The 26,442-nt window shown below is 60.8% G+C and carries 21 protein-coding genes; 5 read left to right on the top strand and 16 right to left on the bottom strand.

Features of this window, described 5'->3' with window-relative positions:
• Window positions 1–299: 299 nt before the first annotated feature.
• The 5 genes from PMI21_RS09400 (at window position 300) to PMI21_RS09420 (ending at window position 8,523) form a co-directional block, all read left to right on the top strand.
• Window positions 300–1,460, top strand: a complete 1,161-nt coding sequence (locus tag PMI21_RS09400) for an efflux RND transporter periplasmic adaptor subunit (RefSeq protein WP_007939857.1) — start codon at window positions 300–302, stop codon at window positions 1,458–1,460.
• Window positions 1,457–4,558 (top strand): multidrug efflux RND transporter permease subunit, encoded by a 3,102-nt coding sequence (locus tag PMI21_RS09405; RefSeq protein ID WP_007939856.1) that lies wholly within the window; start codon window positions 1,457–1,459, stop codon window positions 4,556–4,558. The genes PMI21_RS09400 and PMI21_RS09405 overlap by 4 nt, the downstream gene beginning before the upstream one ends.
• Before the next feature lie 9 nt (window positions 4,559–4,567).
• Window positions 4,568–5,245 (top strand): heavy metal response regulator transcription factor, encoded by a 678-nt coding sequence (locus PMI21_RS09410; protein ID WP_007939855.1) that lies wholly within the window; start codon window positions 4,568–4,570, stop codon window positions 5,243–5,245.
• Window positions 5,235–6,599, top strand: a complete 1,365-nt coding sequence (locus PMI21_RS09415; RefSeq protein WP_007939854.1) for a heavy metal sensor histidine kinase — start codon at window positions 5,235–5,237, stop codon at window positions 6,597–6,599. Before PMI21_RS09410 ends, PMI21_RS09415 begins: the two co-directional genes overlap by 11 nt.
• 427 nt (window positions 6,600–7,026) lie before the next feature.
• Window positions 7,027–8,523, top strand: coding sequence for a sensor domain-containing diguanylate cyclase (locus PMI21_RS09420; RefSeq protein WP_007939853.1), 1,497 nt, complete (start codon window positions 7,027–7,029; stop codon window positions 8,521–8,523).
• A gap of 90 nt (window positions 8,524–8,613) precedes the next feature.
• Here the strand turns inward: PMI21_RS09420 and lpxC are convergent, their stop codons facing one another.
• The 16 genes from lpxC to mraZ all read right to left on the bottom strand — a co-directional run bounded on the left by lpxC (window position 8,614) and on the right by mraZ (window position 26,412).
• Window positions 8,614–9,525: a UDP-3-O-acyl-N-acetylglucosamine deacetylase gene (lpxC, locus tag PMI21_RS09425; RefSeq protein ID WP_007939852.1), complete on the bottom strand. Its 912-nt coding sequence runs from the start codon at window positions 9,523–9,525 to the stop codon at window positions 8,614–8,616.
• Window positions 9,526–9,637: 112 nt separating this feature from the next.
• Window positions 9,638–10,831 carry a cell division protein FtsZ gene (gene ftsZ, locus PMI21_RS09430; RefSeq protein WP_007939850.1) on the bottom strand — a complete coding sequence of 398 codons (1,194 nt, stop codon included), beginning with the start codon at window positions 10,829–10,831 and terminating at the stop codon, window positions 9,638–9,640.
• Between the two features lie 66 nt (window positions 10,832–10,897).
• The gene (gene ftsA / locus PMI21_RS09435) at window positions 10,898–12,157 is read right to left on the bottom strand and encodes a cell division protein FtsA (RefSeq protein WP_007939849.1); all 1,260 of its coding nucleotides are present in this window, start codon (window positions 12,155–12,157) and stop codon (window positions 10,898–10,900) included.
• A gap of 15 nt (window positions 12,158–12,172) precedes the next feature.
• Entirely contained in the window at window positions 12,173–13,042 is an 870-nt protein-coding gene (locus PMI21_RS09440; RefSeq protein WP_007939848.1) for a cell division protein FtsQ/DivIB, read from the bottom strand.
• Between the two features lie 4 nt (window positions 13,043–13,046).
• Window positions 13,047–14,003 (bottom strand): D-alanine--D-alanine ligase, encoded by a 957-nt coding sequence (locus PMI21_RS09445; protein WP_007939847.1) that lies wholly within the window; start codon window positions 14,001–14,003, stop codon window positions 13,047–13,049.
• The gene (gene murC, locus PMI21_RS09450) at window positions 14,000–15,460 is read right to left on the bottom strand and encodes a UDP-N-acetylmuramate--L-alanine ligase (RefSeq protein ID WP_007939846.1); all 1,461 of its coding nucleotides are present in this window, start codon (window positions 15,458–15,460) and stop codon (window positions 14,000–14,002) included. The genes PMI21_RS09445 and murC overlap by 4 nt, the downstream gene beginning before the upstream one ends.
• Entirely contained in the window at window positions 15,453–16,523 is a 1,071-nt protein-coding gene (gene murG / locus PMI21_RS09455) for an undecaprenyldiphospho-muramoylpentapeptide beta-N-acetylglucosaminyltransferase (RefSeq protein WP_007939844.1), read from the bottom strand. The genes murC and murG overlap by 8 nt, the downstream gene beginning before the upstream one ends.
• A complete protein-coding gene (gene ftsW, locus PMI21_RS09460) occupies window positions 16,513–17,730 on the bottom strand; it encodes a putative lipid II flippase FtsW (protein WP_007939843.1) in 1,218 nt (405 codons plus the stop codon). The genes murG and ftsW overlap by 11 nt, the downstream gene beginning before the upstream one ends.
• Window positions 17,727–19,073 carry a UDP-N-acetylmuramoyl-L-alanine--D-glutamate ligase gene (gene murD, locus PMI21_RS09465; protein ID WP_007939842.1) on the bottom strand — a complete coding sequence of 449 codons (1,347 nt, stop codon included), beginning with the start codon at window positions 19,071–19,073 and terminating at the stop codon, window positions 17,727–17,729. Before murD ends, ftsW begins: the two co-directional genes overlap by 4 nt.
• A 5-nt stretch (window positions 19,074–19,078) precedes the next feature.
• Window positions 19,079–20,161, bottom strand: coding sequence for a phospho-N-acetylmuramoyl-pentapeptide-transferase (gene mraY / locus PMI21_RS09470; protein WP_007939841.1), 1,083 nt, complete (start codon window positions 20,159–20,161; stop codon window positions 19,079–19,081).
• A complete protein-coding gene (locus tag PMI21_RS09475; protein WP_007939840.1) occupies window positions 20,161–21,528 on the bottom strand; it encodes a UDP-N-acetylmuramoyl-tripeptide--D-alanyl-D-alanine ligase in 1,368 nt (455 codons plus the stop codon). The genes mraY and PMI21_RS09475 overlap by 1 nt, the downstream gene beginning before the upstream one ends.
• Complete coding sequence (locus PMI21_RS09480) at window positions 21,521–22,984, bottom strand: UDP-N-acetylmuramoyl-L-alanyl-D-glutamate--2,6-diaminopimelate ligase (RefSeq protein WP_007939837.1); 1,464 nt, start codon at window positions 22,982–22,984, stop codon at window positions 21,521–21,523. Before PMI21_RS09480 ends, PMI21_RS09475 begins: the two co-directional genes overlap by 8 nt.
• Window positions 22,984–24,723 carry a peptidoglycan D,D-transpeptidase FtsI family protein gene (locus PMI21_RS09485; protein WP_177318294.1) on the bottom strand — a complete coding sequence of 580 codons (1,740 nt, stop codon included), beginning with the start codon at window positions 24,721–24,723 and terminating at the stop codon, window positions 22,984–22,986. The genes PMI21_RS09480 and PMI21_RS09485 overlap by 1 nt, the downstream gene beginning before the upstream one ends.
• The gene (gene ftsL, locus PMI21_RS09490) at window positions 24,723–25,016 is read right to left on the bottom strand and encodes a cell division protein FtsL (RefSeq protein ID WP_003205353.1); all 294 of its coding nucleotides are present in this window, start codon (window positions 25,014–25,016) and stop codon (window positions 24,723–24,725) included. The genes PMI21_RS09485 and ftsL overlap by 1 nt, the downstream gene beginning before the upstream one ends.
• Window positions 25,013–25,960, bottom strand: a complete 948-nt coding sequence (gene rsmH / locus PMI21_RS09495; RefSeq protein WP_007939834.1) for a 16S rRNA (cytosine(1402)-N(4))-methyltransferase RsmH — start codon at window positions 25,958–25,960, stop codon at window positions 25,013–25,015. Before rsmH ends, ftsL begins: the two co-directional genes overlap by 4 nt.
• A complete protein-coding gene (mraZ, locus tag PMI21_RS09500; protein WP_003205355.1) occupies window positions 25,957–26,412 on the bottom strand; it encodes a division/cell wall cluster transcriptional repressor MraZ in 456 nt (151 codons plus the stop codon). The genes rsmH and mraZ overlap by 4 nt, the downstream gene beginning before the upstream one ends.
• Window positions 26,413–26,442: the final 30 nt, after the last annotated feature.

Here is a 26,442-nt window from a genome sequence, read left to right as displayed (position 1 = left end):
AGGGGCCGGACGCTTGGGGCGAGACCTTTTGGTTACTTTTGGGGCGTTTGCCAAAAGTGACCCGCTGTAAGAGCGGAACCATAAGTGGCCGTTACCGCAGCAACGGATATGTACACACCACCAACAAGAGCATGGTCGGTCCAAAGGCCGCCAAGACCAAAGGAATCAGCAGCAACCCAAAGAGGTCCAAACTGACAGCGCCGTCAGTTACCAGTCACGCTCCTGACCGGCGAACAGGTTTATAAAGGAAGGTATAAACCTGACAAAACCCAGACCACTCAGCCCGGCGCCCCACTCGCATGCGAATTCAGAAAAAAACCGCCCTGCTCGCCGCCCTTCTGATCGCCCTGGCAGCGACGGGCGTTTGGTACGCCACCAAACCCGCCACCACCAAACTGGCCGCCCCCACCGCCATCCCCGTGCGAGTGGTCAGCGTCGCTGAAAAAGATGTGCCCCGCTACGTCAGCGGCATCGGCTCGGTGTTGTCCTTGCACAGCGTGGTCGTACGCCCGCAAATCGACGGCATCCTCACCAAACTGCTGGTCAAGGAAGGCCAACTGGTGAACCAGGGCGACCTGCTGGCCACCCTCGATGACCGCTCGATCCGCGCCAGCCTCGACCAGGCCCGGGCGCAACTGGGCGAAAGCCAGGCGCAACTGCAAGTGGCCCAGGTCAACCTCAAGCGCTACAAACTGCTCAGTGTCGACGACGGCGTGTCCAAGCAGACCTACGACCAGCAACAGGCCCTGGTCAACCAACTCAAAGCCACCGCCCAAGGCAATCAGGCCTCAATCGACGCCGCTCTGGTGCAGCTTTCCTACACACAGATTCGCTCCCCGGTCACCGGTCGCGTCGGTATTCGCACGGTGGATGAAGGCAACTTCCTGCGCATGACCGACACCCAAGGCCTGTTCACGGTGACCCAGATCGACCCGATCGCCGTCGAGTTTTCCTTGCCGCAGCAAATGCTGCCGACCCTGCAAAACCTGATCAATGACCCACAGCAAGCTCCGGTCAAGGCTTACATCGGCGCCGACACCGACGGCGAAACCGGCAACCTGCTGGGCGAAGGTCACCTGACCCTGATCGACAACCAGATCAACGCCAACACCGGCACCATCCGCGCCAAGGCCGAATTCGCCAACCCTGCACAGAAACTCTGGCCGGGCTTGCTGGTGACGGTAAAGATTCAGACTGCGCTGGATAAAAATGCGCTGGTGGTGCCGCCCACCGTCGTACAACGCGGGCTCGATCAACATTTCGTCTACCGGGTCAACGGCGACAAGGTCGAAGCCGTGCAGGTGCAGATGGTCTATCAAGGCAGCGGCCAGAACATCATCAAAGGCGTGAAACCGGGCGATGTGCTGGTCAGCGACGGCCAATCGAGGCTCAAACCCGGCTCGACGGTTCAGGTACTGAGCGAGCCAGCGCAAGTGGTCCAGTCGGAGCCAAAACCATGAAGGGCCACGGTTCGATTTCCGCGTGGTGCATCGATCATCCGGTGGCGACGGTCCTGCTGACCTTTGCCCTTATATTGCTCGGCGTCATCGCCTTCCCGCGACTGTCGATTGCGCCGCTACCGGAAGCGGAATTCCCGACCATTCAGGTGGCCGCGCAGCTGCCCGGCGCCAACCCGGAGACCATGGCCTCGTCGGTGGCCACACCGCTTGAAGTGCAATTCAGCGCCATCCCCGGCGTGACCCAGATGACCTCGAGCAGCGCCTTGGGTTCGACCATTCTGACCCTGCAATTCACCCTCGATAAAAGCATCGACACCGCCGCTCAGGAAGTCCAGGCCGCAATCAACACCGCCGCCGGCAAACTGCCCAAAGACATGCCGAACCTGCCGACCTGGCGCAAGGTCAACCCGGCCGACAGCCCGGTGCTGATCCTCAGCATCAATTCGCTGCAAATGCCCGGCACCGAACTCAGCGATCTGGTGGAAACCCTGCTCGCCCGTCAGATCAGCCAGATCGACGGTGTAGGCCAAGTCAATATCACCGGTCAGCAACGTCCGGCGATTCGCGTGCAGGCCTCGGCGGACAAACTCGCCGCCATTGGCCTGACCCTGGCGGATATTCGCCTGGCGGTCCAGCAAACCAGCCTCAACCAGGCCAAAGGTGCGTTGTACGGCGAGTCGAGCATTTCGACCCTGTCCACCAACGACCAGTTGTTCCACCCCGAGGATTACAGCCAACTCATCGTTTCCTACAAGAACGGTGCTCCGGTTCATCTCAAGGACGTGGCCAAAGTCGTCAACGGTTCGGAAGATGCCTACATCCAGGCTTGGGCTGACGGCCAGCCGGGGGTGAACCTGGTAATTTTCCGGCAACCGGGGGCCAACATCGTCGAGACCGTTGATCGTATTCAAGCGGCCCTGCCGACGCTGGATGCCATGTTGCCGGCCTCGGTGCAGGTCAAGGTGTTGATCGACCGCACCCAGACCATCCGCGCCTCGCTGCATGAAGTGGAAGTCACCCTGCTGATCGCGGTCCTGCTGGTGGTGGCGGTGATGGCGCTGTTCCTGCGGCAGTTGTCGGCGACCCTGATCGTGACGGCGGTGCTCGGTGTGTCGTTGATCGCCAGTTTTGCCCTGATGTACATCATGGGCTTCAGCCTGAATAACCTGACGCTGGTAGCGATCGTGATATCCGTCGGGTTTGTGGTCGACGATGCGATTGTGGTGGTGGAAAACATTCACCGGCACCTGGAGGCCGGCGACGGCATGCGTGAGGCGGCGATCAAGGGCGCCGGCGAGATCGGTTTTACCGTGGTTTCGATCAGTTTCTCGCTGGTGGCAGCATTCATTCCGCTGCTGTTCATGGGCGGCGTGGTCGGGCGACTGTTCAAGGAATTCGCCCTGACCGCGACCTCGACCATCATGATTTCGGTGGTGGTGTCCCTGACGCTCGCACCGACGTTGGCCGCGCTGTTCATGCGTGCACCGGTGCATCACGCCCACGGCAAACCGGGTTTCGGCGAACGTATGTTGGCGCTGTACGAGAAAGGCCTGAGCCGCGCCCTCGCCCATCAAAAGTTGATGCTCGGTGTGTTCGGCCTGTCCCTCGGTCTGGCCATCGCCGGTTACATCTTCATCCCCAAAGGCTTCTTCCCGGTGCAGGACACCGGTTTTGTCCTCGGTACCACCGAGGCAGCTGCGGACATTTCCTATGGCGACATGGTGAAAAAACACCTGGCGATGGCCGAAATCGTCGCCGCCGACCCCGCCGTCGAGACGTTCTCCCACTCGGTCGGCGTTTCGGGCAGCAACCAGACCATCGCCAACGGCCGCTTCTGGATTTCGCTGAAAAAACGCGGCGACCGTGATGTGTCCGCCAGCCAGTTCATCGACCGGATTCGCCCGCAATTGATGAAAGTCCCGGGTATCGTGCTGTACCTGCGCGCCGGGCAAGACATCAACCTCAGTTCCGGCCCGAGCCGCGCCCAGTACCAATATGTGCTCAAGAGCAACGACGGCGCCCTCCTGAGTACCTGGACCCAGCGCCTGACGGAAAAGCTGCGCAGCAACCCGGCGTTCCGCGACATTTCCAACGACTTGCAACTGGGCGGCAGCATCACCCACATCAGCATCGACCGCAGCGCGGCGGCGCGTTTCGGTCTGACCGCCAGCGATGTCGACGAAGCGCTGTACGACGCCTTCGGCCAGCGGCAGATCAATGAATTCCAGACCCAGACCAATCAATACAACGTGATTCTGGAACTGGACACCAAACAGCGCGGCAAAGCCGAAAGCCTCAACTATTTCTACCTGCGCTCGCCGCTGAGCGGGGAAATGGTGCCGCTGTCGGCCCTGGCGAAGTTCGATGCGCCGACCATCGGCCCGTTGTCCATCGCTCATGACGGAATGTTCCCGGCGGCCAACCTGTCATTCAACCTGGCGCCCGGCGTGGCGTTGGGTGATGCGGTGATTATGCTCAACCAGGCCAAGGCTGACATCGGTATGCCGGCCGCCATCAGCGGTAACTTCCAGGGCGCGGCCCAGGCGTTCCAGAGTTCGCTGGCCAGCCAGCCGTGGCTGATTCTGGCGGCGCTGGTGGCGGTGTACATCATTCTCGGCGTGCTGTACGAGAGCTTCGTGCATCCGCTGACGATCATCTCGACCCTGCCCTCGGCTGGGCTCGGGGCGGTGATCATGCTATGGATCTGCGGCCAGGACTTTTCGATCATGGCGCTGATCGGGCTGGTGTTGCTGATCGGCATCGTCAAGAAGAACGGCATTCTGATGATCGACTTTGCGCTGGAAGCCCAGCGTAAACGTGGCCTGCCACCGCAGGAGGCGATCTATGAGGCCTGCCTCACACGGTTCCGGCCGATCATCATGACCACCCTCGCCGCCCTGCTCGGCGCCCTGCCGCTGATGCTCGGCTACGGCACCGGCGCCGAACTGCGCCAGCCATTGGGCATCGCGGTGGTCGGCGGTTTGCTGGTGAGCCAGGCGCTGACGCTGTTCACCACTCCAGTCATATACTTGTGGCTCGAGCGGCTATTCCATAGACCCACACCAGCACAGCACCCGGTGCTGGCGACCACAGACTGAGGCGGGGTCATGCGCGTTCTGATTATCGAAGACGAGGAAAAAACCGCGGATTATCTACACCGCGGTCTGACGGAACAGGGCTACACCGTGGACGTGGCCCGCGATGGCGTCGAAGGGCTGCACCTGGCGCTGGAAAGCGACTACGCGGTGATCGTGCTCGACGTCATGCTGCCGAGCCTCGACGGCTTCGGCGTGCTGCGTGCGCTGCGGGCACGCAAGCAAACCCCGGTGATCATGCTCACCGCCCGCGAGCGGGTGGAAGACCGCATCAAAGGCCTGCGCGATGGCGCCGACGATTACCTTGGCAAACCGTTTTCCTTCCTCGAACTGGTGGCGCGCCTGCAAGCGCTGACCCGTCGCAGCGGTGGCCATGAGCCGGTGCAAGTGAGCATCGCCGACCTGTGGATAGATTTGATCAGCCGCAAAGCCACCCGCGCCGGCACTCGCCTGGACCTGACCGCCAAGGAGTTCTCGCTGCTCAGTGTACTGGCGCGGCGCCAAGGGGAAATCCTCTCGAAAACCGCCATCGCCGAAATGGTCTGGGACATCAATTTCGACAGCGACGCCAACGTGGTCGAAGTCGCGATCAAACGCCTGCGGGCCAAGCTCGACGGGCCGTTCGACGAGAAATTGCTGCACACCATTCGTGGCATGGGTTATGTGCTGGAGAGCCGTGGTGTCCAGTAATTCCATCGCGCTGCGCCTGAGCGGGATGTTTACGCTGGTGGCGCTGCTGGTGTTCCTGTTGATCGGCGGTGCGCTGTATCAACAGGTCGACAAGGGCTTGGGCCTGCTGCCCGAAGCCGAACTCGACGCCCGCTACAGCGTGCTCGAATCGGCGCTCAACCGTTACGGCACGCCCGAACATTGGGTGAAGATCAACGCCAAGCTCAAACTGCTGAGCGAAGAAGACAAGCGCATTCGCTTTTGGGTGGTCAGTGGTAATCCCGGTTATGAATACGGCCAACCTGACGAGTCGATCCGCGCGTTCGCCCAAGGCCCGTTGGGCATGCGCGATATGGAATTGCCCGACCATCCGTACCCGCTGAAAGTGCTGCTAACCGAGTTGCCGGCCAAGGACCAGCGTCCGCCGCTGCGCTTCATGATCGGCATCGACACCGAAACCTTTTACGAGACGCAGCACCACTTGCTGATCGCCCTGATCAGCCTGGCGATCATTGGTGTATTGCTGGCCTCGCTACTCGGTTATTGGGTGGCGCGGATCGGCCTCAAACCGCTGATCAAGTTGTCGCAGGAAGCCCAGCGCCTGGCGCCACCACGGCTGTCCGGGCGCCTGCAACTGTCGCCATTGCCCCCGGAGCTCGATCAGTTCGTCAGCTCGTTCAACGCCACGCTGGAACGGGTCGAACAGGCCTACTCGCGACTGGAATCATTCAATGCCGACGTGGCCCATGAACTGCGCTCGCCGCTGACCAACCTGATCGGCCAGACCCAGGTTGCACTGACCCGCGGGCGTTCAGCCGAACATTATTTCGAAGTGCTGCAATCGAACCTCGAAGAGCTGGAGCGGCTGCGCTCGATCATCAACGACATGCTGTTCCTCGCCAGCGCCGACCAAGGCAGCAAGGCCACCCAACTGACGTCCACCTCGCTGGCCGACGAAGTGGCGACAACGTTGGAATACCTGGACTTCATTCTTGAGGATGCGCAGGTTCAGGTCGAGGTCAGTGGCGATGCGCAGGTGCGAATAGAGATCGCTCACCTGCGCCGGGCGTTGATCAACTTGCTGAGCAACGCGGTGCAGCACACAGCGCCTGGGCAAGTGATTCAGGTGCGGATCGAAGTCGAGGAGCATCAAGTCAGCATCGGCGTCGCCAACCCGGGGTCGCCGATTGCCAATGAGCATCTGCCGCGCCTGTTCGAGCGCTTCTACCGGGTCGATGCGTCACGCAGTAACAGCGGCAACAACCATGGCCTGGGGTTGGCGATCGTCAAGGCGATTGCGCTGATGCATGGCGGGGATGTGTTTGTGCGCAGTGATCATGGGATGAATACCTTCGGTATCCACCTCCCGGTCTAGGCATTGACCCGGTTCCGTAGCAGCTGGCGGAGCCTGCGTTCGGCTGCGTAGCAGTCGTGAAATCTGAGATTGCGGTACGTCAGGCAGACCGCATTAGCCGGATTCACGACTGCTTCGCAGCCGAACGCAGGCTCCGCCAGCTGCTACAAATCATGTGTCGCACATGTGAGACTGACGGACCTCAAAGCGACCAACCGTGGCGGCAACGGCTACGGGGCGCTGGATCAGGACACGGAGGAATACCGGGTAATTGTCGACTACCCGCTGAATGTCTTCTAAGCTTCTATTAGCAAAAGGCCAGCATGTTTTGCTGGCCTTTTTTTTATCCGGGATTTATACAGACGCGCTGGACGCGACCGGTTTCTGGGACTCTGCCCGATTCTTGTAAAAGCACTTTCATAACGCCTTATTTGCAGAAGTCAGAACCATGAGTGTGAGCAGTGCGAAATTCCGTGATCCGATCCGTTCGACACGGTCGGAGCGGCTTCTGGTTTTCAGTAGTGTGTTGTTGGTGATTGCAATACTGAGCATCGTCGCGTTCCTGCTGATCCGCGAACGCGTCAATGCCGAATTGTCCGCTGCTCGCGCCGCCAACAATATCGTGCAATTGATCGACGCCGACGTGCTGCGCAATGTCGAACTCTATGACGTGTCCCTGCTGGGTTTGATCGCAGCCTCCCAGCGTGAAGACCTTAAGAACGTTTCCCCTGCCATTCGCCACCTGGCCTATTTCGACCGCGCCACTGCCGCGCCGTACAAGGGCAACATTTTATTGCTCGACAACAAGGGCGATGTGATCGCCGACTCGGCCTCGGTGGAGCCCAGAAAGGGCAACTTTGCCGATCGCGAGTACTTCCAGACGCATATGAACAACCCAGACCCGGGCATGTTCATCAGTCGCCCCTTCAGGGCCAGGGCGCCGGAACAGGATTGGCGGATCAGTTTCAGCCGCCGGGTGAACGGCACCCACGGTGAGTTCCTCGGTGTAGCCGAGGCCGCCATGCGTTTGAGTTACTTCGATCAATTGTTCAACAGTTTGAGCATCGGTCGCGACAGTACGGTCAATCTGATCAGCAAGGACGGGATTCTTCTGGCCCAGCAACCCCGCCTGGCCGAAGAGCTGATCGGCAAGGACTTCGGCAACCGCCCCAATTTCCAGCGCATCGTCAAAGAAGGCAACGGCAGCTTCACCGCCATGTCCAGCCGATACAAAGACGAGCGCTTGTACACCTTCTCCAAGGTCGGGAACTTGCCGTTGATCGTCATCGTTGCACTGTCCAGCGATGAAGTCTTTGCGGCCTGGAAGCGCACTGCGGTGGTGGTCACTTCTGCGACCATTGCCCTGTGCGTGAGCCTGCTGTGGCTGACCTGGTTGCTCTGCCGGGAACTGCGTCGGCGCCAAAGTGCCGAGCAGGAACTGGCACAACTGGCCGCCACCGACCCCTTGACCGGGCTGGCCAATCGCCGAAGTCTGGATCAGGCCCTGCACCATGAATGGTTTCGTGCCCAACGTTCCGGTCTGCCGTTGTCGCTGCTGATGATCGATATCGATCACTTCAAGGCGTTCAATGATCGCCATGGCCACCAGGGCGGCGACGATGCCTTGCGCTCGGTGACCAAGGTGATCGACACCCATGTTCGACGGCCGGCGGACCTGGTCGCCCGGTATGGTGGCGAGGAGTTTTCGGTGATCCTGGCTGAAACCGACAGCGCCGGAGCGCAACAGATTGCCGACAAAATCCGTATAGCGGTGGAACAATTGCCGTTGGTGGGGGGTGATGTGTCGCCGATTACTGTCAGTATTGGTATCAGTACCTGGACGACAACAACCGACATCAGCCTGGAACAGTTGCTGTTTGCAGCGGACAAGGCGCTGTATCAGGCCAAGGAAAACGGGCGGAACCGGGTGGTCGCCACGGGTTGATCGTTCCCACGCTCCGCGTGGAAACGATCATTCAGATATAAAAAAAGGCCACCCGAAGGTAGCCTTTAAAAAACTAGAGAGGTTTTTTGCTTACACGGCCGCAACAGGACGCATGTAAGAGATCGGTGCGGTGCTGGCGTCTTCGAACGTCACGACTTCCCAAGCATCTGTCTGCTCAATCAACTTGCGCAGCAGCTGGTTGTTCAATGCGTGTCCGGACTTGAAGCCCTTGAACTCACCAATCAGGCTATTGCCCAGCAGGTAGAGGTCACCAATCGCATCGAGGATCTTGTGCTTCACGAATTCGTCTTCATAGCGAAGGCCGTCTTCGTTCAGTACACCATCCGCGTCGACCACAATTGCGTTTTCAACGCTGCCGCCGAGTGCGAGGTTGTGCTTGCGCAGGTACTCGATATCACTCATGAAACCAAAGGTACGCGCGCGGCTGACTTCTTTTACGAACGAAGTGCTGGAAAAATCCACGCTTGCACTTTGTGTGCGGTCACGGAAAACCGGGTGATCGAAATCGATCTCGAAGCTCACTTTGAAACCTTCGAAAGGGACGAAAGTGGCGCGCTTGTCGCCGTCTTCCACTGTCACTTCCCGCAGGATCCGGATGAACTTCTTGGCGGCGTCCTGCTCTTCCAGGCCAGCCGATTGAATCAGGAATACGAAGGGTCCAGCGCTACCATCCATGATCGGGACTTCGGACGCGGAGAGCTCGACGTAGGCGTTATCGATGCCCAGGCCAGCCATGGCCGAGAGCAGGTGCTCCACCGTGTCCACTTTGACGTCACCGTTAACAAGCGTGGTCGACATAGTGGTTTCGCCAACGTTTTCCGCGCGGGCAGGAATCTGCACCACAGGGTCGAGGTCAGCACGACAAAACACAATGCCGGTGTCGACAGGCGCTGGCTTGAGGGTCAGGTAGACCTTCTCCCCGGAGTGCAGGCCGACACCTGTGGCACGGATAATATTCTTCAGGGTGCGTTGTTTAATCATGGCATGGGCCGCTTCAGCGCAAATTGCGAACTGGTATCAACAAAGGCTGGCGATGATAGCAGACCAGACCTTTGCTGAACACCAATCACCCGAATACCCCTGATACATTTCATCAATCGGCCTGACGACGCAGGAAAGCCGGGATGTCCAGGTAGTCCAGATCATCTTGCGGGTTCATCTTCGCGGCAGTCGCAGCACCGGCCTGAGCCTGGTTGCGCATGACGGTCGGACGGTCCAGGTCACGGTAGTTCACCGCAGGCTGTTCCTGACGAACAGGGGCTTGTTGTTGTGGCTGGGAAGCCATCGAGGTGTGAACGGTGTTGTCGATGACCTTCACAGGCTTCTCGATTTTAGCGCCCAGACCTGTGGCAACAACAGTCACGTGCAGCTCGTCGCGCATGTCTGGATCGATAACGGTACCGACCTTGACCATTGCGTGCTCGGAAGCGAAGGCTTCGATGATGCTACCCACGTCGGAGTACTCACCCAGAGACAGGTCAGGACCGGCGGTGATGTTCACCAGGATGCCGCGTGCACCTTGTAGGTTCACGTCTTCGAGCAACGGGTTGCGGATGGCCGCTTCGGTGGCCTCGCGTGCACGGTTCGGACCGCTGGCGCAGCCAGTGCCCATCATCGCCATGCCCATTTCGCTCATCACGGTACGTACGTCGGCGAAGTCGACGTTGATCATGCCCGGACGCTTGATGATGTCGGAGATACCGCGAACGGCACCGGCCAGTACATCGTCGGCCTTGGCGAAAGCCGACAGCAGGCTTGCGTCTTTACCGAGGATGGTCAGCAGCTTCTCGTTGGGAATGGTGATCAACGAGTCGACGCTTTCAGACAGCAGACGGATGCCTTCGTCGGCGAGCTGCATGCGCTTGCGGCCTTCGAACGGGAACGGACGGGTCACTACCGCAACGGTAAGGATCCCCATTTCCTTGGCCACTTCAGCAATGATTGGCGCAGCACCGGTACCGGTACCACCGCCCATGCCGGTGGTGATGAACACCATGTTGGTGCCCTGCAGGACTTCGGCAATGCGCTCACGGTCTTCGAGAGCGGCCTGACGACCTACTTCAGGGTTGGCGCCGGCGCCCAGACCTTTGGTCACGCTGGTACCCAGTTGCAGAATGGTCCGCGCGCTGATGCTTTTCAGCGCCTGGGCATCAGTGTTGGCGCAGATGAATTCAACGCCTTCAATGTTGCTCTTGACCATGTGATTGACAGCGTTGCCGCCGCCTCCGCCCACACCGATAACTTTAATAACCGGGCTTGCGGGGATGTTGTCTACGAGTTCGAACATTTTCCCTCTCCTTACATTCTCTAGTTTTTTCGCCTACTGCTTTTGAAGCGGTGTTGCGGTAAAGCTTTAGAAATTGCCTTGTACCCAGCTCTTGATGCGATCGAGCAGAGCGGCTTTCGGTTCGTCGTTGCTATAGCTGTCGCGGCTGCCGATGCCCGAGAACGAAATCCCGTCGGACTGCTTCTGCAGGCCGTACATCAACAGGCCAACGCCGGTGGAATAGATCGGGTTGCGAACCACATCGTCCAGGCCCTTGACGCCATGTGGCACACCCAGGCGAACCGGCATGTGGAAGATCTCTTCGGCCAGTTCGACCGCGCCTTCCATCTTCGACGTACCGCCGGTCAGCACGATGCCGGCCGGGATCAGGTCTTCATAGCCGCTGCGACGCAGTTCGGCCTGGATCAGGGTGAACAGCTCGTCGTAACGCGGCTCAACCACTTCGGCCAGGGCCTGGCGGGACAGTTCGCGCGGTGGACGGTCGCCGACACTCGGCACCTTGATGGTTTCGCCGGCACCGGCCAGTTTGGCCAGGGCGCAGGCATAGCGAATCTTGATTTCTTCGGCGTACTGGGTCGGGGTGCGCAACGCCATCGCGATGTCGTTGGTCACCTGGTCGCCCGCAATCGGGATCACCGCGGTGTGGCGGATCGCGCCTTCGGTGAAGATCGCGATGTCGGTGGTGCCGCCGCCGATGTCCACCAGGCACACGCCCAGTTCTTTCTCGTCGTCGGTCAGTACCGAATACGCCGAAGCCAGCTGCTCGAGAATGATGTCGTCGATTTCCAGGCCGCAGCGGCGCACGCATTTTTCAATGTTCTGTGCGGCGTTGACGGCGCAGGTGACCACGTGAACCTTGGCTTCCAGGCGCACGCCGGACATGCCCAGGGGCTCGCGAACGCCTTCCTGGTTATCGATCACATAATCCTGCGGCAGGGTGTGCAGCACGCGCTGGTCAGCCGGGATTGCCACAGCCTGGGCGGCGTCGAGGACGCGCTCAAGGTCGGCGGAGCTGACTTCGCGATCACGAATCGCCACGATGCCGTGGGAGTTCAGGCTGCGGATGTGATTGCCGGCCACGCCGACGAACGCCGAGTGGATCCGGCAACCGGCCATCAGCTGCGCTTCTTCGATAGCGCGCTGGATCGACTGGACGGTGGACTCGATGTTCACCACTACGCCTTTTTTCAGGCCGCGGGACGGATGAGTACCGATCCCGACGATTTCGAGCGTGCCGTCGTCCGCAACCTCGCCAACCAGCGCCACCACCTTGGAGGTGCCGATATCGAGACCGACGATCATTTTGCCGCTTTGCACGTTTGCCATGGGTCCTGCCTCTTCTTAATTCTTTGCGACAGCGGGTTGGGCTGTCGTCGGCGCTACAGGTTCCCGCCAGCCAACGGCGAGGCCGTTGGCGTAGCGCAGATCGATGCGCGCAATGTTCGTAATCTGCTCTTTGAGCGTCTTGTCATAGATGGCAATGAAGCGGCGCATCTTTTCCACCAGGTTGCCGCGTCCCAGCAGCAGTTCGATTCCGGGACCGGCGCTACCTGCGCCGGTGGTCAGGAACCAGCTGCCTCGTTCACGCAACTCCAGGCGTGCAATCGAGAAGCCCAATGGCCTGAGCATCTGGCTCAGCACCTGGTATTGCTGCATTACCTGCTGCTGGGCCCGCTGCGGGCCGAACAGTTGTGGCAAGTGTTCGTAGTTCGCCAGCTCGCGCGGGGTGAACGCCTGCCCCTGGTTGTTCAACAGCGACTCATCGCCCCAACGGGCCACCGGCAGTTGTTCTTCCAGGCGAATCACTACCTGATCCGGCCACACCCGACGCACTTCGGCGTGGGCAATCCATGGCATCTGTTCAAGCTCGGTGCGCATGCTCGCCAGGTCGATGGTGAAGAAGCTCGACGCCACGTACGGGGCGATCCGCTGCTGCACCGCTTGCTGGCTGATGTAACTCAAGTCGCCCTGCACAGCGATTTTGGTGATCGGACGGTCGGCGTACGGCAACAAACGCTGTGCGCCTTCATAAGTACCGAACCCCAACGCCACCAGCAGCACGGGCCAGAACAGACTTTTCAGAAAACCGAAGTTGGCTTTCGGCAGGCGCACGGACATCGGCTCTTTGGCCACCATTCGGCTGGCACCCCGCGGCACCGGCTTGCGGCCGGGTGGTGCGGAGGGCTGATGTCTCAGCTGTGCGCCTTGCATGGTCTTACCCTCGTGGCTCAATGCTTGCGGCCAGAATCGCCAGAACCAGTTGCTGGAAATCCAGGCCGGCGGCACGGGCCGCCATCGGCACCAGACTGTGATCGGTCATGCCCGGTGCGGTGTTGACTTCCAGGAACCAGAACTGCCCGTCGGCGTCCTGCATCACGTCCGCCCTGCCCCAACCGGCGATACCCAGCGCCTCACAGGCTTTGGCCGTGAGGTCCATGAGTTCCTTTTCTTTGTCGCTGTCCAGGCCGCACGGAATGCGGTACTGGGTATCGTTGGCGATGTACTTGGCGTCGTAGTCGTAGAAACTGTGCGTCGTGCCCAGGGCAATCGGTGGCAACACCTGGTCACGCAGAGTGGCGATGGTGAACTCCGGGCCGTGAATCCATTGCTCGACCAACACTTGCGAATCGTAGGTACTGGCCGCTTTCCACGCCTCGATCAACTCGGGTGCGGAAGTCACTTTGGCCATCCCGATACTGGAACCTTCATGGGCCGGTTTGACGATCAGCGGGAAGCCCAGTTCCGTGGCCGCCGAAATACAATCGGCCTCGCAGCTCAGTACCGCGTGGCGTGGCGTCGGAATGCCGAGGCTGTGCCAGACCTGCTTGGTGCGCAGTTTGTCCATGGCCAGGGCCGAGGCCAGAATGCCGCTGCCGGTGTACGGAATCCCCGCGCATTCGAGCAGGCCCTGCATGCTGCCGTCTTCACCGCCACGACCGTGGAGGATGATGAAGGCACGGTCGATTTTTTCGTTCAGCAGGCGCTGCAGCAGGTCATCGCCCACATCAATACCGAACGCGTCCACACCGGCGCTTTGCAGTGCTTCGAGCACCGCGTTACCCGACTTCAGGGACACTTCACGCTCGGCACTCTTGCCGCCGAACAGCACGGCAACGCGGCCGAAATCTTTCGGCGCGACAGTGGAGACGAGGTTGGCGTAAGCAGCAGTCATTTCAACTTCCCCTCTACCGGTGCGGCAACGGCCCCGGCGAACAACGGACTGTTCAACAGTTTGGGTGCGAGACCGCCGATATCACCGGCGCCCTGGCACAGCAGAATGTCGCCGGCACGCAGCAGCGGCTTGACGATCGGCGCGAGGTCGATGCCGCGCTCGATGTAGATCGGGTCGAGCTGACCGCGCTGACGGATGCTGTTGCACAGCTTGCGGCTGTCGGCGCCCGGAATCGGCTCTTCGCCGGCCGGATAGACTTCCATCAGCAGCAGCACGTTGGCGTCGGCCAGCACATTGACGAAATCGTCATACAGGTCGCGGGTGCGGCTGTAACGGTGCGGCTGGTAGACCATCACCAGACGGCGCTCCGGCCAGCCACCGCGCACGGCTTTGATCACGGCCGCAACTTCGGTCGGGTGGTGACCGTAGTCGTCCACCAGCATCACGTTGCCGCCTTCGACCGGCAGTTCGCCGTACACCTGGAAGCGACGGCCAACACCCTGGAAGCCGGACAGGCCCTGGACGATGGCTTCATCGCTGACGCCTTCGTCGGTGGCGATGCAAATGGTCGCCAGCGCGTTCAGCACGTTGTGGTTGCCCGGCATGTTCACCGACACATCCAGCGGCTCGCGGTCAGGGCGCAGCACGGTGAAGAAAGTCTGCATGCCTTGCTGGCGTACGTTGATGGCACGCACGTCGGCGTCGTCGCCGAAGCCGTAAGTGACCGTCGGGCGTTTCACCAGAGGGAGGATTTCACGCACCACTGGATCGTCCAGGCACACCACCGCCAAACCGTAGAACGGCAGGTTGTGCAGGAACTCGACGAAGGTTTTCTTCAGCTTGTTGAAGTCACCGTCGTAGGTCGCCATGTGGTCGGCGTCAATGTTGGTGACCACGGCCACCAGCGGCTGCAAGTGCAGGAAGCTGGCATCGCTTTCGTCGGCTTCGGCGATCAGGTAGCGGCTGGTGCCAAGCTGGGCATTGGTGCCCGCGGCATTCAGACGGCCACCGATGACGAATGTCGGGTCCAGGCCACCGGCGGCGAACACCGAAGCGATCAGGCTGGTGGTGGTGGTTTTGCCGTGAGTACCGGCGACGGCGATGCCGTGGCGGTAGCGCATCAGCTCGGCGAGCATCTCGGCACGCGGCACCACCGGAATCCGCCGTTCCAGCGCGGTCGCGACTTCCGGGTTGGAAATGTTGACGGCGCTCGACACCACCAGCACGTCGGCGGCTGCGGCGTTCTCGGCACGGTGGCCGATGAAAATATGCGCACCAAAAGATTCCAGGCGCTCGGTCACCGGCGAAGCTTTCAGGTCGGAACCGGACACTTGATAGCCCAGGTTCAGCAACACTTCGGCGATACCGCACATGCCCACGCCGCCGATTCCGACGAAGTGGATGCGACGGATGCGGCGCATTTCCGGTTGTGGCATGGCTTTCTTGTTCTCAACCATGGGCCACCTCAAGGCAAGTATCGACCACGTTACGAGTGGCATCGGGTTTGGCCAGGCGGCGTGCCGCGCTGGCCATGTCGTTGAGTCGTTGCGGTTGCATCAAGACCTCTGTCAGGCGAGCGGCAAGGTCCGCTGCGCCAGTCGTTCTTTGCGGCATCAGGAAGGCAGCGCCTTCACGGGCCAAATAATCGGCGTTGCGGGTCTGGTGATCGTCGATCGCGTGGGGCAAAGGCACCAGCATCGAGGGCAGACCGGCGGCCGCCAGTTCACTGATGGTCAGCGCGCCTGCGCGGCACACCACCAGGTCGGCCCAGCCATAGGCTTGGGCCATGTCTTTGATGAAAGGCTGCACTTGCGCCTCGACGCCAGCCGCGCGATAGCGCTCTGCAGTCACCTCATCGTGGTTTTTGCCAGCCTGATGGAACACGTCCGGGCGCAGGTCGGGGGCGACTTGCGACAGGGCTTCAGGCAGCAACTTGTTCAACGGCTCTGCGCCGAGGCTTCCGCCCAGGATCAGCAAACGCGCCTTGCGACCGGCCAGGGCAGGTCGCGGTGTTTCGAGGAACAGCTCGGTGCGCACCGGGTTACCAGTGGTCCGACGGCTGTCCGACAGGGTAAAGGTGTCGGGGAACGCTTCACAGACTCGGGCGGCCAACGGCACCAGCAACCGATTGGCGGTACCGGCCACGGCGTTCTGCTCATGAACGATGACCGGCACACCGGCCAGTCTGGCTGCAACACCGCCGGGGCCGGTCACAAAACCACCAAAACCGACCACACAGACCGGCTGCAGCTGACGAATGATCGCCCGCGCCTGCCAGATCGACTTGAGCAACATGATCGGCGCCTTGAGCAGGGACAATTTGCCCTTGCCGCGCAAACCGCTGGCGTGAATCCGATGCAATTCAATACCGGCCGCCGGCACCAGATCGTTTTCGATCCCGCGGGGCGTGCCGAGCCAGTGCACGGTGTAGCCGCGGGCCTGGAACTCACGAGCACAGGAAAGTGCCGGGAACACATGCCCCCCGGTGCCGCCGGCCATGATCAGTACGTTAGCGCCCATGGTTCGGCTCCTCGGCGAAGTCGCTCTCATGGAATTCCATTTCTTCGCTGCCCAAATGGGTTCGACTCTCCCACTCGATGCGCAGCAACAAGCCAAGACAGGCACAGCAGATCACCAATGAACTGCCGCCATAACTGAGGAATGGCAGGGTCAGACCTTTGGTCGGCAGCAGGCCGACGTTCACGCCGATGTTGATCAGGAACTGGCCGATCCACAGGAACGACAAGCCGTAAGCAACGTAGGCGGCGAAAAACTGTTTGGCTTTCTCGGCCCACAGACCGATGTACATGCCCCGAATACAAACGAAGACGAACAGCGCCACCGTGCACAAGGAACCCACGGCACCCAGTTCTTCAGCCAGAACCGAAAACACGAAGTCGGTGTGGGCTTCCGGCAGGTAGAACTGTTTCTGCACGCTGTTGCCGAGGCCGACGCCCAGCCATTCGCCGCGACCGAAAGCGATCAATGCCTGGGAGAGCTGATAGCCGGCACCGAACTGGTCGGCCCACGGATCGGCGAAGTTGGTCAGACGCGCCATTCGATACGGCTGCATCTGAATCAACAACACCACCGCCGCGACGGCCAGGACCACCATCAGGGAAAACCGGAACAGCCCCACCCCGCCGAGGAACAGCATCGCCGCAGCTGCCCCCATCATCACGACGGTGGCACCGAAGTCCGGCTCCATCAGCAACAGACCCGCCATTGGCAACAGCACGATGAACGGCTTGAAGAAGCCCATCCAGCTTTCACGCACTTCTTTCTGACGGCGCACCAGATAACCGGCGAGGTAGATCACCACGAACACCTTGGCGATCTCGGAAGGCTGAACGTTGAAGAAACTGAAGCCGATCCAGCGCATCGAACCGTTCACTTCCCGGCCGATGCCCGGGACGATCACCATCACCAGCAAGCCGAACGCACCAAGCAGCATCAGCCAGCCCAGGCGTTGCCAGGTGGCAATCGGAATCATCATGGTGACGATGCAGGCGCCCAGGCCCAGCACAACGTAGATAAGGTGGCGAATCATGTAGTACAGGGCGCTGCCCGACTGCACCGCCCCCACCTCGGTCGATGCCGAGGCAATCATGATCAGCCCCAGGCCGAGCAGTGCCAGGCAACCGGCGAGCATCGGGAAATCGAGGTCGATACCGCGCCCGGTGATAAGCGGCGATGGATACGGCTTGATGATGTTCCTCAAGCTCATGCCAGATCCTCCACGGCGCGGACGAACTGGTGACCACGGTCTTCGTAGTTCTTGAACATGTCGAAACTGGCGCAGGCCGGCGACAGCAGCACCGCGTCGCCCTTTTCGGCGATGGCGCGGCATTGCTCGACCGCTTCGATCAGCGAGCCGACGCGAATCAGTGGCACGGCATCGCCGACGGCCTCGCCGATCTTGTCGGAATCACGGCCCATCAAAATCACGGCGCGGCAGTTGGCCGCCACCGGATCACGCAAATCCTTGAATTCGGCGCCCTTGCCATCGCCACCGGCGATCAGCACCAGCTTGCCATCGATGTCCGCGCCCAGGCCTTCGATGGCGGCCAGAGCGGCGCCGACGTTGGTGGCCTTGGAGTCGTTGTAGTAGCCAACGCCATCCAGATCACGCACCCATTGGCAGCGATGCTCAAGACCGGCGAAGGTGCGCAAGGCCGAAAGCATGGCGTCGAACGGCAGGCCGACGGCGTGGCCGAGCGCCAATGCCGCGAGGGCGTTGGACTGGTTATGCGCACCACGAACTTTCAGCTCGCGTACCGGCATCAGGTTCTGGAATTCGAAGGCCAGGTATTTCTCGCCATCCTCTTCCCGAATGCCGAAGGCCTTGAAGTCGGGTTTGTTCAAACCGAAGGTCCAGCACGGCTGACCTTCACCCATCAGCGGACGGCTCAAGGCGTCGTGACGGTTGACCACAAACTGCCTGGCGCCCCGGAAGATCCGGTGCTTGGCCAGGTGATAGGCCGGCAGACCGCTGTAGCGATCCATGTGGTCTTCACTGACGTTGAGCACGGTCGCCACTTCAGCGTTGAGCTGATCGGTGGTTTCGAGCTGGAAGCTCGACAGTTCCATCACGTACAGCTCGACGTCGTCGCTGAGCAAATCCAGCGCCGGCGTGCCGAGGTTGCCACCGACCGCAACACGCTTGCCCGCCGCAGCCGCCATCTCACCGACCAGGGTGGTGACGGTGCTTTTGGCATTGGAACCGGTGATGGCGACAATCGGCGCTTTCGCGTTACGCGCGAACAGTTCGATGTCGCCGGACATTTTCACGCCACGGGCGGCGGCAGCCTGCAGGGCCGGGGTCGCCAGCGCCAGGCCGGGGCTCACGTAGAGCTCGTCGGCACGGCACAGGAATTCGACGTCCAGCTCGCCACAACGCACTTCCACGTGCGGATAGTCACGCTTGAGCGTGGCCAGTTCCGGTGGATTTTCCCGCGTATCGGCGACAGCAAACGACACGCCCCGGTTCGCCAGGAAGCGAACCAGGGACATGCCGCTCTTGCCGAGGCCGACAACGATGCGGAAGTGGTCAGAAGCGATCAGAGACACTCGTTCTACCTCAGCTTCAGGGTGGCAAGGCCGATCAACACGAGAATCACGGTGATGATCCAGAAACGGACGATCACGCGCGGCTCGGGCCAGCCCTTGAGTTCAAAGTGGTGGTGAATCGGTGCCATGCGGAACACACGGCGACCGGTCAGCTTAAAGGAGGCGACCTGAATGACGACTGACAGGGTCTCCATCACGAACACACCGCCCATGATGAACAGGACGATTTCCTGACGGACGATCACTGCAATGGTGCCCAGGGCCGCGCCCAGCGCCAGCGCGCCGACGTCGCCCATGAAGACTTGTGCCGGATAGGTGTTGAACCAGAGGAAGCCCAGGCCCGCACCGATCAAGGCGCCGCAGAACACAATCAACTCACCCGCGCCCGGTACGTAAGGAATCAGCAGGTATTCGGCGAACTTCACGTTACCCGACAGGTAGCAGAAGATCCCCAAACCGCCGCCAACCATCACGGTGGGCATGATCGCCAGACCGTCGAGGCCGTCGGTCAGGTTGACCGCGTTGCTCGAGCCGACAATCACGAAATAGGTGAGGACGATGAAGCCTGCGCCCAACGGAATGCTGTAGTCCTTGAGCATTGGCAGGATCAGGGTGGTTTCCACCGGTGTCGCGGCGGTCATATAAAGGAAGATCGCTGCGCCCAGGCCGAACACCGACTGCCAGAAATACTTCCAGCGGCTTGGAAGGCCCCGGGAGTTTTTCTCGATGACTTTGCGGTAGTCGTCAACCCAGCCGATGGCGCCGAACAGCAGGGTCACCAGCAACACGACCCAAACGTAACGGTTGGCCAGGTCAGCCCACAGCAAGGTGCTGACGCCGATGGAGGAAAGAATCAGCGCGCCGCCCATGGTCGGGGTACCCGACTTCGACAGGTGCGATTGCGGGCCGTCGTTGCGAACGGATTGACCGATCTGACGGTTCTGCAGAGTGCGGATCATCCACGGGCCATAGCACAGCGACAAGACCAGCGCAGTCAGCACACCGAGGATCCCGCGCAGGGTCAGGTACTGAAAGACCGCGAAGCCTTTGTAGAACTGTTGCAGATACTCCGCTAGCAGCAGCAGCATTAATGTTTCTCCAGACTGGTCCCGCACAAAGCGGCAACGATGTTTTCCATCGCAGCGCTGCGCGAGCCCTTGATCAAAAAGGTGGTGTTTGTGTCCTGCTCGGCTTCCAGGGCCTTGATCAGTTCAGCCTGTGTGCTGAAGTGAAAGGCCTGCTCACCGAAAGCGTTCACGGCGTGAGCCATCATTGGCCCGACGGCGTAAAGCGCGGAAACCTTGCCGCGGGCGTACTCGCCCACATCGCGGTGCCCCTGCTCTGCCCACGCGCCCAACTCGCCGATATCTCCGAGCACCAAAACGGTGCGACCGGAAAAGCCGGCGAGTATATCAACGGCGGCGCACATAGAGGTGGGGTTCGCGTTGTATGTGTCATCGATCACGCGCATGCCGTTAGGCGCCAATTGCGCGACCGTGCGGCCCTTGACCGGTTGCACTGCGCCAAGGCCGGCGGCGATACCAGGCAGCGACACACCCAAGGCATGGGAGGCAGCGGCGGCGGCCATGGCATTGGCGACGTTGTGGGTGCCGAGCAGATTCAGCTGAACCCGCTCCACGCCTTCAGGGCTGTGCAGGTTGAACGCCGGGCAACCGCGGGCATCGCGGTCCAGATCGCTGGCATGGAAGTCGGCGTTGATGTTGCTCAGGGCAAAGGTCAGCACTTTGCGACCGGCGGCACGGGTCTTCCAGATGTCGAAGGCCTTGTCGTCGAGATTCAGCACGGCGATGCCATCGGCATCCAGCCCTTCGAGAATCTCGCCCTTGGCTTCGACGATTTTTTCCGGCCCGCCGAACTCACCAACGTGGGCGGTCCCGGCGTTGTTGATGATGGCCACGTGGGGCTTGGTCATGGCGACGGTGTAGGCAATCTCGCCAATGCGCGAAGCGCCGAGTTCGATCACGGCGGCGGTGTGTTCCGGCGCCAGTTCGAGCAGAGTCAGCGGAGCGCCGAGGTCATTGTTCAGGTTGCCACGGGTCGCCAGCACCGGGCCGCGCGTGCGCAGGATGCTCGCCAGCATTTCCTTGACCGTGGTCTTGCCGCTGGAACCGGTAACGGCCGCGACCGGCTGAGTGAACGCCGCACGGTTGATCGCGCCCAATTGGCCGAGGGCCTGGCGGGCGTCCTTGACCAGCAGTTGCGGCAGCGAGCTGTCGGTAACTTCGCGCTCCACCAGGGCAGCCACGGCGCCTTTGGCGGCGACGTCATTCAGGTAGTCATGGCCATCGAAACGCGGGCCTGCCAGAGCAATGAACAATTGGCCGGGCTTGATCGCGCGGCTGTCGATGCTGACGCCGTCGAAGCTGGCATCACCGGCAATCAAACGAGCATTCAGTACGCCGGTCAGTTCGCTCAATTTCAAGGCTTTAAGCATGGGCCACCTCCCACGCGGTCAGGGCATGATCGGCCTCGACCAGATCGGAGAAAGCGAGGCGCTCGCCGTTGATTTCCTGATAGTCCTCGTGACCTTTACCGGCCAGGACAATCACATCATCCGCCGAGGCGCTGGCGATCAACTGGGCAATCGCCTGGCCACGACCGGCGATAAAGGTGACTTTATCCACAGCAGTGAAACCGGCGCGGATGTCGTCGAAGATCGCGGTGGGGTCTTCGGTGCGCGGGTTGTCGTCAGTGACCAGTACACCATCGGCCAGACGCTCGACCACTTCAGCCATCAGCGGACGCTTGCCGCGATCGCGATCACCACCGCAACCAAACAGGCACAGCAAGCGGCCTTTGGCGTGAGGACGCAGGGCCATCAAGACTTTTTCCAGAGCATCCGGTGTGTGGGCGTAATCGACCACCACCAACGGCTGAGTGCCCCCACCCAGACGCTGCATGCGACCGGCCGGGCCTTCGAGCTTCGGCAGCACGGTCAGGATTTCGTCCAGCGCATAGTCCAGACCGAGCAAGGCACCGACGGCGGCCAACACGTTGCTCAGGTTGAAACGACCGAGCAAGGTGCTACGCAAATGGTGTTCGCCTTGTGGCGTAACCAGCGTGGCGCGCACGCCTTCGTCATTGAACTGCGCTTCGCGGCAATACAGGTAAGCGCCGGAGTCTTCCAGGCTGTAAGTAATCAGCCGCGACTCGCCTTCATCGGCCGCCAGTTGCCGGCCAAAATCGTCGTCGAGGTTGACCACCCGGCACTTCAGATCATTCCAGGCAAACAACCTGGCCTTGGTTTCGCCATAGGCCTGCATGGTGCCGTGGTAATCCAGATGATCGCGCGACAGGTTGGTCATCACCGCCACATTGAAGGCCAACGCGGTTACGCGGCCCTGATCCAGCCCATGGGAAGAGACTTCCATGGCCACGGCTTTGGCACCGGCCTTTTTCAGGTCGGCGAGGGTCGCTTGCAGCGCAATCGGGTTCGGCGTGGTGTGCAAGCCGCTTTCCAGCGCGCCATGGAAACCGGAGCCCAGAGTGCCGACGATGCCGCAGTGTTGACCGAGCAAGTCGAGGGCCTGCGCGACTAATTGGGTCACGCTGGTTTTACCGTTGGTGCCGGTCACGCCGATCAGGTTCAAGTGACGGCTCGGGTCGCCGTAAAAGCGCCCGGCAATGTCCGACAGCTGCGCCGCCAGGCCTTTGACCGGAATCAGCGGTACATCGGTAATCGGCAGCACGGTCGCGCCTTCGACTTCATAAGCCACGGCGGCAGCGCCGCGCTGCAAGGCGTCGGCAATGTGCGTACGGCCGTCGAACTTGCCGCCAGGGACCGCGAGGAACAAATCACCTGCCCGTACGTTACGGCTGTCCAGCGCCAGTTCGCGGATCAATAGATCACGGCCGGCGTGGGCGAAAATCTTGTTCAGGCTCAGCGACATCAGCCGCGCCCTCCATTAGCTTTCAGCGGAACGACCGGTGCGGCGTTCGCTTGTTGAGTGGCTGGCAGGTTGTCCGGGGTGACGTTCATCAGGCGCAGCGTCCCGGACATCACTTTGCTGAACACCGGCGCCGATACCAGACCACCGAAGTAACCGGCCTTGGTCGGTTCATCGATCACCACCACGATCGCGTAACGCGGGTCGCTCATCGGGCCGAAACCGGCGAACAGCGAGCGGTAGGAGTTCTCGGCGTAGCCTTTGGTTCCGACCGACGTTTTACGCGCAGTACCCGACTTGCCGCCCACGTGATACGCCGGCACCTGCGCACGGAATACGCCGCGCGGTGCTTCGATCACTTGTTGCAGCATGGTTTGCATGGTTTTCGCGACGGCTTCCGGCAGCACCTGAGTGGTTTGCGGCGCCTTGTCGGTTTTGATCAGGGTCAACGGTGCGAGACGACCATTGTTGGCCAGGGCCGAGAAGGCGTGGACCAGCTGGATCGCGGTCACGGAAATACCGTAGCCGTAGGACAGCGTCGCGGTTTCAGCCTTGCGCCATTCGCGGTAGTTCGGCAGGTTGCCGACGCGCTCACCCGGGAACCCCAGGCCGGTGTCCTGGCCGAGACCGACTTTCTGTGCCAGACGGAAAATCGTTTCGCCGCCGATATCAAACGCGACCTTACTCATGCCGACGTTACTGGAATTGATCAGAATACCGGTCAGGTCGAGCACCGGACCTTCGGTCTTGGATACGTCCTTGATGGTGTATTTACCGATCTGCAAGCTGCCCGGGTACACCTCGACGGTGTCGCTCGGTTTCCAGCGCCCGGTTTCGATCGCGGCGCTCATGGAGATCGCTTTCATGGTCGAACCCGGCTCGAACACGTCGATCATTGCGCGGTTGCGCATCATCGCCGGTTGCAGGTTGCGACGGTTATTCGGGTTGTAGGTCGGCTGGTTGACCATGGCGAGGATCTCGCCGGTCTTCACGTCCATGATCACCAGACTACCGGCCTTGGCGCCGTTCTCGATGATCGCGTTGCGCAGTTCGCGGTTGGCCAGGTATTGCAGGCGCAGGTCAATGGACAACGCCAAGGGCTTGCCGGCCTTGGCGTTTTTGGTGACCTGGACATCTTTGATCAACCGGCCGCGCCGGTCCTTGATGACCTGTCGCTTGCCGGGCACCCCGGCCAGCCATTCGTCGTAGGCCAGCTCGACGCCTTCGCGTCCGTGATCGTCAATGTCGGTAAAGCCGACCATGTGGGCAGTGACTTCACCGGCCGGGTAGAAACGCCGGAACTCTTCGATGCCATAGACGCCCGGCACTTTCAGATCGAGCACAGCCTGGCCCTGCTCGGGGGTCAGCCCGCGCACCAGGTAAATGAATTCTTTGTTGGCCTGGGCTTCGAGACGTTCGGCCAGGGCTTTGGGATCCTGCCCCAGGGCAGCCGCCAGTGCCGGCCATTTCTCTTTGGCCAGCTGCATTTCCTTGGCGTTGGCCCACAGGGTGGTGACCGGGGTACTCACGGCCAACGGCTCGCCGTTACGGTCGGTGATCAGACCACGGTGAGCCGGAATCGGAATATGACGAACACTGCGCGCGTCGCCCTGACCTTTAAGGAAGTCACGGTCGACCACTTGCAGATCAATGATGCGCCAGGAAATCGCTGCCACCATGATGCCGAGCAAGCCCAGCACCAGACGGAACCGCCATGGAAAGAGTGCGCCTTCAAGTTTCATCATGGCGCCACCATCTGCACTTCAGCAGCGCCAGGAATGCGCATCTTCAGTTGCTCGGTCGCCAACACTTCGATACGGCTGTGGGCGGTCCAGGTGCTCTGTTCGAGAATCAACCGGCCCCACTCCGCCTGCGCCTTGTCGCGCACGCTCAATTCGTTGTACAGCGAATTCAACAGCTGACGATTCCAGTGCGCGCTATAGGACACGCCGATGGCCGACACGAGCACGCCGATAAACAGCAACAGCATGAAAAAGCTTCCGCCGGGAAGTGGCTTGGCGAAAAGCTTGCTCACCGCAGTTTCTCCGCGACGCGCATGATGGCGCTACGGGAACGTGGGTTGGCTTTGAGTTCGGCCTCGGAGGCGGACTGCGCTTTGCCATGGACTTTGATTTTCGGTTCGAAGGCGACGTGACGGACCGGCAAGTTGCGCGGCAGGTTGTCGGCTTCGCCTTTCACCAGTTTGCGCATGAACAGTTTGACGATGCGGTCTTCCAGCGAGTGGAAGCTGATCACCACCAGACGACCGCCGACTTCCAGGCACTCCAGTGCGGCTTCGAGACCGGTTTCCAGATCACCCAGTTCGTTGTTGACGTGAATACGCAGCCCCTGGAATGCACGGGTAGCCGGGTTCTTGCCCTTTTCCCATGCAGGGTTGGCGACTTTCAGTACTTCAGCCAGATCGGCAGTGCGCTCGAATGGCTTGATGTCGCGACGTTCGGCCACGGCACGCGCCATGCGGCCGGAGAAACGTTCTTCGCCGTATTCCTTGAACACCCGGGCGATTTCTTCCACCGGCGCGGTGTTGACGAACTCGGCGGCGCTGATCCCGCGGGACGGGTCCATGCGCATGTCCAACGGGCCGTCGTTGAGAAAACTGAAGCCGCGCTCAGGGTCGTCGAGCTGAGGCGAAGACACGCCCAGGTCAAGCAGAACACCGCTGACCTTGCCGGCCAGACCGCGTTCGGCGACTTCCGAACCGAGCTCGGCAAAGCTGCGCTGTACAACGACAAAGCGGCCGTCTTCGGCCGCTAGCGTTTGCCCGGTGGCAATCGCTTGAGGATCTTTGTCGAACCCGAGCAACCGACCATCGGGCCCGAGCTTGCTGAGGATCAACCGGCTATGTCCGCCGCGTCCGAACGTGCCGTCCAGATAGCAGCCATCAGGACGTACGGCGAGAGCCTCGACGGCTTCGTCAAGCAGTACGGTGATGTGGTTAAAGCCGCTATCAATAGTCACAGGATCAAATCACGCAGTTCATCAGGCATGGCGCCCGGTTGTTGAATAGCAGCCAGGTCAGCGGCAGAAACCGCATTCCAGGCATCCTCGTCCCACAATTGGAACTTGTTCAGTTGGCCTACCAACATCGCGCGCTTATCCAACTTGGCATATTCGCGAAGACGCGGCGGAACCAGAAAACGACCACTGCCATCGAGCTCGAGGTCGACGGCATTACCAATCAGTAAACGTTGCAGGCGGCGGTTTTCTTCGCGAAGCGAAGGCAGTGCCCGCAGTTTGGTTTCGATAATTTCCCACTCATCGAGGGGATAAACACACAAACACGGATCAACGGCATCGATGGTGACGATTAATTGACCGGAACTACGCGAAACGAGCTCGTCACGGTACCGGCTCGGCATGGCGAGACGGCCCTTTGCATCGAGACTGATAGCGTTAGCTCCGCGAAACACGTCAGCGTTTCTCCAAATATTAGCGTTTTG

Origin of the sequence: Pseudomonas sp. GM18, assembly GCF_000282195.1 — a bacterium.
Classification (GTDB): Bacteria; Pseudomonadota; Gammaproteobacteria; order Pseudomonadales; family Pseudomonadaceae; genus Aquipseudomonas.
The sequence above is the reverse complement of the archived record's forward strand: the minus strand, read 5'-3'. Positions and strand labels throughout refer to the sequence as shown.